The sequence below is a fragment of the Frateuria defendens genome (assembly GCF_001182895.1).
In the GTDB taxonomy this organism is placed as follows: domain Bacteria; phylum Pseudomonadota; class Gammaproteobacteria; order Xanthomonadales; family Rhodanobacteraceae; genus Frateuria_B; species Frateuria_B defendens.
The window spans coordinates 30,387-42,758 of the sequence record NZ_LFQR01000100.1; the positions used below are offsets into that span (position 1 = coordinate 30,387).

Consider the following 12,372-nt stretch of genomic DNA (forward strand, 5'->3'; position numbering starts at 1 on the left):
TTTACCGTACCGTTTCGGGGAGAAACACCATCATGAAAATCAGTCGCCCGCTGCGCCCGTTGGCAGCCGCCCTGTTGCCCTTGCTCGGCGTCCCGCTCGCCCTGGCCGCCACCTCGGCCCAGGCCCAGGACAGTACCGCGCCCGCATCGAAGGACACCAAGCAGCTCCAGCAGGTGGTCGTCACCGGCACCCGCGCGGAGAACCGCACCGTTTCCGAGTCGCTCTCGCCCATCGACGTGCTGACGCCCGCCGACCTCAACGCCAGCGGCGCTACCGACTTGGCTAGCGCACTGAGCACGCTGTTGCCCTCGATGGACTTCCCCCGCCCGGCCATCAATGACGGCAACGATGCCATCCGTCCGGCTACTTTGCGTGGCCTCTCGCCCGACCAGGTGTTAGTGCTGGTTGACGGCAAGCGCTACCACACGACCAGCCTAGTGAATTACAACTCCTCGGTGGGCCGCGGCTCGGCACCGGTCGACCTTAACTCGATCCCCATGTCGGCGATCGACCACATTGAGGTACTGCGTGACGGCGCTGCCGCGCAGTACGGTTCTGATGCGATCGCCGGTGTGATCAACGTCGTGCTGAAGCACGGCGGTGGCAAGGGCTCCAACAGCATCACCGCCAGCGGCGGCATCATGGATAAGGGGGATGGCGCCCAGAATGGCTTGCAGGGTTCGGTTGGCATTCCGCTTGGAGGCCCCGAAGGCAAGGCCCCCGGCTGGGCACGCCTGTCCTGGAATTATCAGAATGTAATGAACACCAACCGCGCGGAGAATAAGGACAAATCCACCACTATCGCCGGCGCCCCTAACCCTAGCGGCATCCCCTATGAGCGGTACGGCGACCCGGCGGTCAAAACCTATCAGGCACTGCTCAACTTCGGCTACGACTTGGCGCCGAATGTCGAGTTATACGGCTATCTAAATGGCAGCCGGCGCGACGTTACCTCAAACGGCTACTACCGTGCCTACGACTCGGCGCGCAACGTACCGGAAATCTACCCCAACGGCTTCCTGCCCCAGATCGTCAACCACAGCAACGACTTTGCAGGCGTGTTGGGTGTTCGCGGCAAAACGGACGGCGGCTGGCACTGGGACGCCAGCGCCGACTATGGCGAGAACAACCTGGTCTTCGATATTCAGAACAGCGTCAACACCAACCTGTATTACTCCACTGGTTATTCGCCGACCTACTTTCAAGCCGGCACCTTCCGCAACAAGCAGGGTGTAGCCAACGTTGACCTGAGCAAAGACTTCAACTTCGGCTTCTTGCCCAATCCAGTCACTGTGGCCTTCGGTGGCGAATACCGCAAAGAGAAGTACGTGATCGATGCCGGCGAGCCGGATTCGTACTATTTCAATCCAAACACGACTTACATTGATCCAGAGAATGGCATCACGCCGTATGCCGGCGGGTCGCAGGTGTACCCTGGGCTGTCGCCGGCAGTCGCCGGCAGCTTTTCCCGCCATAGCGAGGCGGCTTATGCCGACTTGGAAACCGACTTGACCGACAAGCTCTCGGCTGGTGTGGCTGGCCGTTATGAGCACTACAGCGATGCGGGTGCAACCCGTTCGGGCAAGATCTCAGCCCGCTATCAATTTACTGATACCTTTGCGCTGCGCGGCACCATATCCAACGGCTTCCGTGCACCCTCGCTGGCCCAGCAAAACTACGAGTCAGTAGTGACGCTTATCCAAGACGGTCAGTTGGCCCAGATCGGCACTTTCCGCCCCTCCAATCCGGCAGCTATCGCCCTGGGCGCCAAACCGTTGCGCCCTGAGAAGTCGACCAACTATGGCCTTGGCGCGGTGTGGCAGCCAATCGACAACTTCAGCGCCACACTTGACCTGTATCAAATCCGGATTTGGAACCAGATCCTGTACTCCGATCAGATCAAGGTCACGCCTACGGACGAGAATCCAGTGTCTGGGGCACAGTTCTTTGTCAATGGCGCCACCACCCGCACCCGCGGTGCGGACCTGATCACCAACTACCGCATGGATCTCAATGGGCTGGGATCACTGAACCTTACTGCCAGCGCCAACTACAACAAAACCAAAGTGCTGGACATCACCACGCCAGACTTTGGCCGGGGCAGCGCCGGCCTGCTTACCGATGCCACACCACATACCAAGTACGTTTTCGCGGGTGACTGGTTGATCCACGGCTTCGACCTGCATGCCAATCTCACCCGCTATGGTTCAGTGCGCCGATATGGCGACCTCCCGCCTGCGCCGCCATATGCTTCCGATACGACCTGGCCGACACTGGCTGATCAGAAGTTTTCTGCTCGATGGCTGCTTGACCTCTCCGCGAGCTACACCGTCTCGGATTGGACCTTCACCGTGGGGGCAGACAACGTTACCAACCAGTATCCAACCAAGGTATCTGCACGGGCTTCAGGTTCCGGTGGCTTCGAGGATCGCGCCGACGGCCTGCAGTACTCCGCGCTGTCCCCGTTCGGCTTCAACGGCCGCTACTGGTACGGCAAGGTCACCTTCCGCTTCTGATCCATCGGAAACACACACGAAAATCCCGGCCTCGCGCCGGGATTTTTTTGTGCCGGCGTTTCGCGGCCGGCCAATGGAGCTGCAAACGCCGGCTTATCGACGCAGCGTGCGCCCTGCGTGACGCCCGCATGCATCGGCCCTGCGAGGCCCGCCATGGCCTCGCAGACGAACAAAAAAAATCCCGGCACGAAGCCGGGATTTTTCATTGGCGGATGCGGCCGGTCGAACCGGGCCGCATCCCGTGCGCCGGATCAGGCCAGTGCGAGGAAATCCGCCGAGCGCAGGTGCGAGGTGTCGGCCACCTTCTGCACCGGCACCTTGCCGTCGATCACCGCGGCGAAAGCGGTCTTGAAGCGGCGCATCTCCTCGGCGGTGCCCACGCTGATGCGCATGTGGTTGGGCCACACCGGCCAGCTGCGGCCCACGACCACGTCCCTGGCGGCGAGCTGGGCCGCGAAGCCGGGGCCGGGGCGGCGCACGTCGACCATGAAGCAGTTGCTCTGCGAGGGCGTACACGCATAGCCCTTGCTGCGCAGCCAGCCGATGGTGTCGTCGCGCACGCTGGCGTTGAGCTGCTTGCGCTGGGCGACCAGCCCCGGCTCCTTGAGGCTGGCGATGGCGGCGGCCACCGTCATCACCGGTAGCGCCGTGCCGCCGCCGGTGCGGAAGGCCTGGATGCGCGCCAGCAGGTCCGGCCGCGCGGCCACCACGCCCAGGCGCATGCCGGCCATGCCGTAGAGCTTGGAGAAGGTGCGCAGCACCACCAGGTCCTTGCCGGCGGCCACCAGGTCGAGCACGGAAGGCGCGTCGGAGAAGTGGATGTAGGCCTCGTCCACCAGCACCACCGCGCCCTTGGGCTTGTTCGCCAGCAGCCACTCGATGTCGGCGCGGGTGGTCACCGTGCCGGTGGGGTTGTTGGGATTGCAGATGTAGATCAGGCCGGCGTTGGAGGCCGCGCCGGCCATCGCCTTCACGTCGTGGGAGTAGTCCTTGCGCAGCGGCACCTTGTGCACCGGCGCCTTGCGGATGGCCGCCATCTGGGTGGGCTGCTCGTAGCTGGGGTCGGCCACCACCAGCGGCGCGTCGGGCCCGGTGAAGGCCATGGTGGTCGCGTCCAGCGCGATGCCGGAGCCGGCGTAGAGGTCCACCGCGTCCAGCGAGAGGCCGAGCTGTCTGGCGAGCAGTTCGGCCAGTTCGTCCTGCAGCGGGTGCAGGTAGCGCCCGGCCTGCGGCAGCAGCTCGACGGCCGCTTTGCGGGCCGCTTCCGACGGGCCCAGCGGGTTCTCGTTGAAGTTGATCATCACCGCGTTGGGCGAAGTGGCCGCCACCTTCTGCATGCCGGCCGACATGGCCGCCATCGCCATCTCGCGCTCGCCGAGCAGGGGCGCGCCGATGGCCGCGGCGCCGGCGGCGAGACTGGACATGCGGAGGAACGAGCGTCGGGACAACGGGGCAGTCATGGGGGACTCCTGGCAAGCGAAAAGGGGATGGAATAAACGGCGCGGCACGGCGACAGCCCGCGCCAGGCCGTGGATAGGCCATCCCCGAATCTAGCCGCCACGCCAAAGCAAAAGGCCGCGACACATGGTCGCGGCCTTTGGCAACACGGCGGCAACGTCACCGCCGGCTATGCCGGCTCGCTCAGTCTGCCGAGAAGCGCAGGTGGCCGCCTTCCACGTCCACGGCGATGGTGCTGCCCGCCGCGAAGCGCCCTTCCAGGATCTCCCGCGCCAGCGGGTTCTCCAGCTGCTGCTGGATCGCCCGCTTGAGCGGCCGCGCGCCGTACACCGGATCGAAGCCCACATTGCCGAGCAGGTCCAGCGCCTTGTCGCTGATCTCGAGCTTGAGCTGCCGCTCGGCCAGCCGCTTCTCCAGATAGGTGAGCTGGATCAGCGCGATCTTGCGGATCTGGCTCTTCTCCAGCGGCCGGAACACCACCAGCTCGTCGAGGCGGTTGATGAACTCCGGGCGGAAGTGCGCCTGCACCACGCCGAGCACCGCGGCCTTCATCTGCACGTAGTCGGACTCGCTCTCGTTGGGCATCTCCTGGATCAGGTTGGAGCCGAGGTTGGAGGTCATCACGATCACGGTGTTGCGGAAGTCCACCGTGCGGCCCTGGCCGTCGGTGAGGCGGCCGTCGTCCAGCACCTGCAGCAGGATGTTGAACACGTCCGGGTGGGCCTTCTCCACCTCGTCCAGCAGGATCACGCTGTAGGGCCGGCGGCGCACCGCCTCGGTGAGGTAGCCGCCCTCTTCATAGCCGACGTAGCCCGGGGGCGCGCCGATCAGGCGGGCCACGGAGTGCTTCTCCATGAACTCGCTCATGTCGATGCGCACCATGGCGTCCTCGGTGTCGAACAGGAAGCCGGCCAGCGCCTTGCACAGCTCGGTCTTGCCCACGCCGGTGGGGCCGAGGAACAGGAACGAGCCGTAGGGGCGGTTGGGATCGGACAGGCCCGCGCGGGCGCGGCGGATGGCGTCGGAGACGGCACGCACCGCCTCGTCCTGGCCCACCACGCGCCGGTGCAGCGTCTCCTCCATGTGCAGCAGCTTGTCGCGCTCGCCTTCAAGCATCTTGCTGACCGGGATGCCGGTCCAGCGGCTGACCACCTCGGCGATCTCCTCCGCGGTGACCTTGTCCTGCACCAGCTTGAAGTCGCCCTGCTGCTCGGCCGCCTGGGCGGCCGCCAGCTGCTTCTCCAGCTCCGGCAGCTGGCCGTACTGGATCTCGCTCATCCTGGCGTAGTCCTGCTGGCGCTGCGCGGTCTCCAGCGCCAGGCGCGCCTGCTCGATCTGCTCCTTGACCTTGGTGGCGCCCTGCAAGGCGGCCTTCTCGGACTTCCACACCTCGTTGAGATCGGAGAACTCGCGCTCCTGCTTCTCGATGTCGGCCTCGAGGTCGGCGAGGCGCTGCTTGGACTCCTCGTCCTTTTCCTTCTTCAGCATCTCGCGCTGGATCTTCAGCTGGATCAGCCGGCGCTCCAGGCGATCGAGCTCCTCCGGCTTGGAGTCGATCTCCATGCGGATGCGGCTGGCCGCCTCGTCCATCAGGTCGATGGCTTTGTCGGGCAGCTGGCGGTCGGTGATGTAGCGGTTGGAGAGCGTGGCCGCGGCCACGATGGCCGGGTCGGTGATCTCCACGCCGTGGTGCACGGCGTAGCGCTCCTTGAGGCCGCGCAGGATCGCGATGGTGTCCTCCACCGAGGGCTCGCCCACGAACACCTTCTGGAAGCGGCGTTCGAGCGCGGCGTCCTTCTCGATGTACTTGCGGTACTCGTCCAGCGTGGTGGCGCCGATGCAGTGCAGTTCGCCGCGCGCCAGGGCGGGTTTGAGCATGTTGCCGGCGTCCATCGCGCCCTCGGCCTTGCCGGCGCCGACCATGGTGTGCAGCTCGTCGATGAACAGGATCACCCGGCCTTCCTGCTTGGCGAGGTCGTTGAGCACGGCCTTCAGGCGCTCCTCGAACTCGCCGCGGAACTTGGCGCCGGCGATCAGCGCGCCCATGTCGAGCGCCAGCACGCGGCGGTCGCGCAGGCCCTCGGGCACCTCGCCCTTGACGATGCGCTGGGCCAGGCCCTCGACGATGGCGGTCTTGCCCACGCCGGGCTCGCCGATCAGCACCGGGTTGTTCTTGGTGCGCCGCTGCAGCACCTGTACGGTGCGGCGGATCTCCTCGTCGCGGCCGATCACCGGGTCGAGCTTGCCGCTCTCGGCGCGCGCGGTGAGGTCGATGCAGTACTTCTCCAGCGCCTGGCGCTGTTCTTCGGCGTTCTCGCTCTGCACCTTCTCGCCTCCGCGCAGCTTGTCGATGGCGGCCTCCAGGTTGGCCTTGGTGGCGCCGGCGGCCTTGAGCGCGGCGCCCAGCTCGCCCCTGTCCTCCAGCGCGGCCAGCACGAACAGCTCGCTGGCGATGAACTGGTCGCCGCGCTGCTGGGAGAGCTTGTCGGTGAGGTTGAGCAACCGCGAGAGATCGTTGCCGACGTTGATGTTGCCCTCCTGCCCGCTCACCCTGGGCAGGCGCTCGAGCAGCTCGCCCACGCGCTGGCGGAACGCCGGCACGTTGACGTGGGCCTGGGTCAGCAGCGGTGCGGTCGAGCCGCCCTGCTGGTCGAGCAGCGCGGCCATCACGTGCACCGGCTCGAGCATGTTGTGGTCGCGGCCCACCGCCAGCGACTGCGCGTCGGCCAGCGCCTGCTGGAAGCGCGACGTGAGTTTGTCCATCCGCATGAGTCGTCCCCGCAAAAAGGTGGCGGCCCGCGCCGCCGATGGCAGGGAAATGAAGGCCGGGCGGGCTCGATTCAAGCGCGGCGGTGCCGCGCAGGCGGCCGGCGTTTAGCGTGGCCGGGGGAGGTGAGGCAACCGGCCCGCACTGGTCGTGGGTCGTGGGTCGTGGGCAGGGTGATCGTCACGTCCGGCCTGCGGCACCTCCGGTCGAAACTCCTGCTACTGGCGCTACCCAGCCCCTGCTTGCAGGGGGAGGCCGGGAGGGGGTGGAACCTTGCCTCGAGGCAGGGGTTCACCCCTCCCCGACCCTCCCCTGCACGCCGGGGAGGGAGCAGGCAGCGGGCTTACGCGAGGGTCAGGGTGACGTCGATGTTGCCGCGGGTGGCGTTGGAGTACGGGCAGACGATGTGCGCCTTCTGCACCAGATCCTCGGCAACCTCGCGGGCCAGGCCCGGCAGCGCGATCACCAGCTCCACCTCGATGCCGAAGCCGGTGGGGATCTGGCCGATGCCCACGTGGCCGGTGATGGAGGCATCCGCCGGCAGCGCCACCTTCTCGCGGCCCGCCACGAACTTCAGCGCGCCGAGGAAGCAGGCGGAATAGCCGGCCGCGAACAGCTGCTCGGGGTTGGTGCCGGTGTCGCCGGCGCCGCCCAACTCGCGCGGCACGGTGAGCTTGACGTCCAGCACGCCGTCGGAGGAGACGGCGCGGCCGTCGCGGCCGCCGGTGGCGGTGGCATGGGCGCGGTAGAGGACTTTTTCGATGGACATGGCGATGCTCCTGTTACGTGGGGTCGAGTGTCGGGTGAGGTATGAGGCGGTAATCGTTGACCGGCCTGCCGCCTTGCCGAATTTTTCGCTATTAAATCGTGCACTACTTATTTCTTGGCGCGAAAGGCGTCAGGCATGCCCGGCCAGCCTCCCGCGCAGGCCTTCCAGCGAGGCCTTCAGCTGGTTGAGCTCCTCGAGGCTGCAGCCGGTGGCGCAGAACACGCCCTGCGGCACCGCCTCGGCCTGCGCCTTCAGCGCGCGGCCCTGGCGGGTGAGCGCGATGATCACCTGCCGCTCGTCGCCGGCCGCCCGCGTGCGGGTAATGAGGCCGGCGGCCTCCAGCCGCTTGAGCAGCGGGGTGAGCGTGGCCGAGTCGAGGAACAGCCGCTCGCCGATCTGCGACACCGTCAGCTCGTCGCCCTCCCACAGCACCAGCATCACCAGGTACTGCGGGTAGGTGAGGTCCAGCTTGCGCAGCAGCTTCCGGTAGACCTTGTTCATGGCCAGGGACGCGGCGTAGAGCGCAAAGCAGAGCTGGCCGTCCAGCCGCAGGTGGGACTGGGAGGAAACCGGCGATGGCGGGCGCTTGGAAGTCATGGGCGAAGGATACATAGCGCACTATTAAATAGCAAGCACATCATTTCGCCGAACCCGCCGCCGGTGCGATCTGCTAGCTTGTCGGGGTGGAGCGCTTACGCAAGGTCACCGCCATGACCCCATACACACTGCCGGCGCCGCCCCTTCCGGAGGGGGCGCAGCGCTGGGCCCTTTACCTCGACGTCGACGGCTGCCTGCTCGACTTCGCCGACGACCCTGCGGCGGTAGTGGTCACCCCCGCCCTGCACCGCCTGCTCGAGGCCCTGCACGAAGCCCAGGACGGCGCGCTTGCCCTGGTCAGCGGGCGCAGCCTCGATGACCTGGAGCGGCTGTTCGGTGCGCCGCCGTGGGCGATGGCAGGCCTGCACGGCCTGGAGCTGCGCGATGCCGACGGCCAGCGCAGCACCGCCGCCATCGACCTGGCGGACGAGGCGCGCATGCGGCACGAAGTGTTTGCATTGGCCCGGCGCCTCGACGCCGTGCAGCTGGAAGACAAGCGCCACGCCGTCGCCCTGCATTGCCGCCGCGCGCCGTCGCTGCTGCCGGTCCTGCGCGAGGCCGCCCGCGCGCTGGCCGAGCGCCTGCCCGGCTACGCCCTGCAGGAGGGCGACTACGTGATGGAGTTCAAGCCCGCCGGCATCGACAAGGGCGTAGCCCTGGCCGAACTCTCGCTGATGGCGCCGTTCGCCGGCCGCATGCCGGTCTACCTCGGCGACGACCTTACCGACGAATACGCCTTCGACGCCGCCAACCGCGCGCAAGGCTTGAGCGTGCGCGTGGGTTGGCGCGAGCCCACCCGCGCACGCTTCACGCTGCCTAGCCCCGCCGCCGTGCAGGCTTGGCTGGGCAGCGTACTCGACAGTCTGCAACGAGGAGCCACGTCCCATGCCAGATCCCACGGAGGCCTTCCGTAACGCCAGCCTCGAACTCGGCGTGATCGGCAACGGCAGCATCGCCGCCCTGCTCGACCGGCAGGCGCGCATCGTGTGGTGCTGCCTGCCGCGCTTCGACGCCGACGCCAGCTTCTGCGCGCTGCTCTCGCCGCGCATCGAGGGCGGCGACTGGACCATCGAGCTGCTCGACTTCGAGCGCGCCGAGCAGGACTACGCCCCCAACACCGCCGTGCTGGTCACCCGGCTCTACGACCGCCATGGCGGCGGCATCGAGATCACCGACTTCGCTCCGCGCTACCGTGCGCTCGGCCGCTTCTACTGCCCGGTGATGCTGGTGCGCCAGGTGTGCCCGATCGCCGGCGACCCGCGCATCCGCGTGCTGATGCGACCGCTGTGCGAATACGGCGCCCGCACGCCGCAGACCACCTCCGGCAGCAACCACATCCGCTTCCTGCTCGACGGCGTGGCGCAGCGGCTCACCAGCGACGTCGCGGTGCCGATGATCGAGCGCTCGCTGCCGTTCCGGCTGGACCGCCCGGTGCACTTCGTGTTCGGCCCCGACGAGACGCTGAGCGAGAACCCCTCCACCTTCGCCCGCCGCATGCTCGAGCAGACGCTGGGCTACTGGCGCGAGTGGGTGCGCAACCTGTCCATCCCCTACGAGTGGCAGAACGCGGTGATCCGCGCGGCGATCACGCTCAAGCTTTGCCAGTACGAGGCCACCGGCGCCATCGTGGCCGCGCTCACCACCTCCATCCCCGAGGCGGCGAACACCAGCCGCAATTGGGACTACCGCTTCTGCTGGCTGCGCGACTCCGCCTTCACCGTGCGCGCGCTCAACCGCCTCGGCGCCACGCGCAGCATGGAGGAATACATCCGCTACGTGTTCAACCTCGCCGCCGCCAACGGCGAGGAAGAGATCGGCCCGGTGTTCGGCATCACCTTCGAGCGCGAGATCGAGGAGCGCGTGGTGAGCGGCCTGGACGGCTACCGCGGCATGGGCCCGGTGCGGGTCGGCAACGACGCCTGGCGGCAGCGCCAGAACGACGCCTACGGCTCGGTGGTGCTGGCCTCGGCGCAGTTGTTCTTCGACCAGCGGCTAGAGCGCCGCGGCGACGAGACCACCTTCCACCGCCTGGAACGCATGGGCCGCATCGCCCTGCGCGTGGCCGAGGAACCCGACGCCGGGCTGTGGGAGTTTCGCGGCCGCGCCTCGGTGCACACCTACTCCGCCGCGATGTGCTGGGCCGCCTGCGAGCGGCTGGCCCACATCGCCACCGAGCTCGGCCTGGTCGAGCGCGCCCGGCAGTGGCACGACGAGGCGGTGGCGCTGCACGCGCGCATCGAGGCGCGCACCTGGAACGAGCGGCTCGGCCATTTCGTGGACGCCTACGACGGCGAGCACCTGGACGCGAGCCTGCTGCTGCTCGCCGACGTCGGCTTCGTCAGCGCGGACGACCCGCGCTTCGTCGCCACCGTGGACGCCATCGGCGTGGCGCTCAAGCGCGGCGACTACCTGTTCCGCTACATCGCGCCGGACGACTTCGGCACGCCGGAGACCAGCTTCAACATCTGCACCTTCTGGTACATCGAGGCGCTCTCGGCGATCGGCCGCAAGGAGGAGGCGCGCGCGATGTTCGAGCACATGCTGGCGCAGCGCAATCCGCTCGGCCTGTTCTCCGAGGACATCGCGCCGGCCGGCGGCGAGCACTGGGGCAACTTCCCGCAGACCTATTCGCTGGTGGGTCTGATCCAGGCCGCGATGCGGCTGTCGCGACGCTGGGAGGACGCGCTCTGATGGCGGCGACCGGACCGGCCCGGGAGGTGTCCGCATGGGCCGCCTGATCGTCGTCTCCAACCGCGTGGCGATGCCGGACCAGACCTTCACCGGCGGCCTCGCCTCGGCCATGGACGCGGCGCTGCACGAACGCGGCGGCCTATGGTTCGGCTGGAGCGGCAAGATCTCCGGCCACCACGCGCGGCACCGCCAGCGCCAGGACGGCATCGACTACGTCACCGTCGACCTCGCGCGCACCGACTACGAGAACTACTACGCAGGCTTCGCCAACCGCACGCTGTGGCCGCTGCTGCACTTCCGCCTCGGCCTGATCGACTACCAGCGCGAGCACCTGGACGGCTACCTGCGCGTCAATGCGCTGTTCGCCAGCCACATCGCCGAGCTGCTGGAGCCGGACGACACCGTGTGGGTGCACGACTACCACCTGATCCCGCTGGGCGCGATGCTGCGCGAGCGCCGCGTGGGCAACCGCATCGGCTTCTTCCTGCACACCCCGCTGCCGCCCGCCGCGGCCCTGATCGCGCTGCCGCGCCACCGCGAGCTGTTCGAGGCGCTGGCCCAGTACGACCTGGTGGGCGTACACACCGAGCGCGACCGGCGCGCGCTGGAGGACTACTTCATCAACGAGGTGGGCGCCGTGGCCGAGCCGGGCGGCGTGCTGCGCCTGCCTGACGGGCGCCGCTTCCGCGCCGGCGTGTTCCCGATCAGCATCGACACCGCCGAGGTGGTGCGCGCCGCGCGCTGCGCGGAGCAGCTCGACGAGATCGTGCAGCTGCGCCACAGCCTGGACCACCGCGCGCTGATCATCGGCGTGGACCGGCTCGACTACTCCAAGGGCCTGCGCCAACGCTTCGAGGCCTACGGCCACCTGCTGGACACCAGGCCCGCCCTGCACCGCAAGGTCAGCCTGCTGCAGATCGCCCCGCCCAGCCGCAGCGCGGTGCCCGAATACCGCCAGATCCGCCGCGAGCTGGAGCGCACCGCCGGCCACCTCAACGGCCTGTACGCGGCGCCGGACTGGGTGCCCATCCGCTACGTCAACCAGTCCTACCCGCACGCCGTGCTCACCGGCTTCTACCGCGTGGCGCGGGTGGGCCTGGTGACGCCGCTGCGCGACGGCATGAACCTGGTGGCGAAGGAGTACGTGGCCTCGCAGGACCCGGACGACCCCGGCGTGCTGGTGCTCTCGCGCTTCGCCGGCGCCGCGCAGGAACTCACCGAGGCGCTGCTGGTGAACCCCGCCGACACCGCCGAGGTCGCCGATGCCCTGGCCCGCGCGCTCGGCATGTCGCTGCGCGAACGGTGCGAGCGTTGGCGGGCGATGATGGACGTGCTGGAGCGCCACGACATCACGGCGTGGCGCAATGCCTTCCTCGGCGAGCTGAGACAGCCTCCGCCCTGAGGGCTTGTCGGCGATCTTTGTTGGCGGCGGGATGGGGCCCTTGCGGCGTGTCTTGCGGTGGGCATGGATGCGAGGGAGTGCGGCGACTCCGCTCCGCGCACGTCCGGTTTTTTGAAGCGAAACGGTGGCGTGATCTGGCCGGCCGTTGGCCGGGGGTTTCGCTCATCTGCCG

Annotated in this window: 8 protein-coding genes; 4 read left to right on the top strand and 4 right to left on the bottom strand. The window is 67.9% G+C overall.

Annotated features, from left to right (window positions below; all coding sequences use genetic code 11):
* Nucleotides 1-32: 32 nt before the first annotated feature.
* A complete protein-coding gene (locus ACH65_RS13575) occupies nt 33-2,516 on the top strand; it encodes a TonB-dependent receptor plug domain-containing protein (protein WP_049623143.1) in 2,484 nt (827 codons plus the stop codon).
* A 251-nt stretch (nt 2,517-2,767) separates the two neighbouring features.
* Here the strand turns inward: ACH65_RS13575 and ACH65_RS13580 are convergent, their stop codons facing one another.
* The 4 genes from ACH65_RS13580 to ACH65_RS13595 form a co-directional block, all read right to left on the bottom strand.
* Nucleotides 2,768-3,976 (bottom strand): pyridoxal phosphate-dependent aminotransferase, encoded by a 1,209-nt coding sequence (locus ACH65_RS13580; RefSeq protein WP_049623144.1) that lies wholly within the window; start codon nt 3,974-3,976, stop codon nt 2,768-2,770.
* Nucleotides 3,977-4,157: 181 nt separating this feature from the next.
* The gene (gene clpB / locus ACH65_RS13585; protein WP_049623145.1) at nt 4,158-6,743 is read right to left on the bottom strand and encodes an ATP-dependent chaperone ClpB; all 2,586 of its coding nucleotides are present in this window, start codon (nt 6,741-6,743) and stop codon (nt 4,158-4,160) included.
* A gap of 341 nt (nt 6,744-7,084) precedes the next feature.
* Entirely contained in the window at nt 7,085-7,510 is a 426-nt protein-coding gene (locus ACH65_RS13590; protein WP_049623146.1) for an organic hydroperoxide resistance protein, read from the bottom strand.
* Nucleotides 7,511-7,639: 129 nt separating this feature from the next.
* Nucleotides 7,640-8,107, bottom strand: a complete 468-nt coding sequence (locus ACH65_RS13595) for a MarR family winged helix-turn-helix transcriptional regulator (RefSeq protein WP_049623153.1) — start codon at nt 8,105-8,107, stop codon at nt 7,640-7,642.
* Nucleotides 8,108-8,220: 113 nt separating this feature from the next.
* Between ACH65_RS13595 and otsB the strand changes: the two genes are divergently transcribed.
* From otsB to otsA, 3 genes are read left to right on the top strand one after another with little or no spacing between them, the layout of a single operon-like run.
* Nucleotides 8,221-9,021 (top strand): trehalose-phosphatase, encoded by an 801-nt coding sequence (gene otsB, locus ACH65_RS13600; RefSeq protein ID WP_049623147.1) that lies wholly within the window; start codon nt 8,221-8,223, stop codon nt 9,019-9,021.
* Entirely contained in the window at nt 8,993-10,798 is a 1,806-nt protein-coding gene (locus tag ACH65_RS13605; RefSeq protein WP_049623148.1) for a glycoside hydrolase family 15 protein, read from the top strand. Before otsB ends, ACH65_RS13605 begins: the two co-directional genes overlap by 29 nt.
* A gap of 34 nt (nt 10,799-10,832) precedes the next feature.
* Nucleotides 10,833-12,200, top strand: a complete 1,368-nt coding sequence (gene otsA, locus ACH65_RS13610; RefSeq protein WP_049623149.1) for an alpha,alpha-trehalose-phosphate synthase (UDP-forming) — start codon at nt 10,833-10,835, stop codon at nt 12,198-12,200.
* The last annotated feature ends 172 nt before the right edge of the window (nt 12,201-12,372 follow it).

Coding starts and splice junctions, on each gene's coding strand:
- ACH65_RS13575 (WP_049623143.1), top strand. CDS start 33: ATGAAAATCAGTCGCCCGCTGCGCCCGTTGGCAGCCGCCCTGTTGCCC.
- ACH65_RS13580 (WP_049623144.1), bottom strand. CDS start 3,976: ATGACTGCCCCGTTGTCCCGACGCTCGTTCCTCCGCATGTCCAGTCTC.
- clpB (WP_049623145.1), bottom strand. CDS start 6,743: ATGCGGATGGACAAACTCACGTCGCGCTTCCAGCAGGCGCTGGCCGAC.
- ACH65_RS13590 (WP_049623146.1), bottom strand. CDS start 7,510: ATGTCCATCGAAAAAGTCCTCTACCGCGCCCATGCCACCGCCACCGGC.
- ACH65_RS13595 (WP_049623153.1), bottom strand. CDS start 8,107: ATGACTTCCAAGCGCCCGCCATCGCCGGTTTCCTCCCAGTCCCACCTG.
- otsB (WP_049623147.1), top strand. CDS start 8,221: ATGACCCCATACACACTGCCGGCGCCGCCCCTTCCGGAGGGGGCGCAG.
- ACH65_RS13605 (WP_049623148.1), top strand. CDS start 8,993: ATGCCAGATCCCACGGAGGCCTTCCGTAACGCCAGCCTCGAACTCGGC.
- otsA (WP_049623149.1), top strand. CDS start 10,833: ATGGGCCGCCTGATCGTCGTCTCCAACCGCGTGGCGATGCCGGACCAG.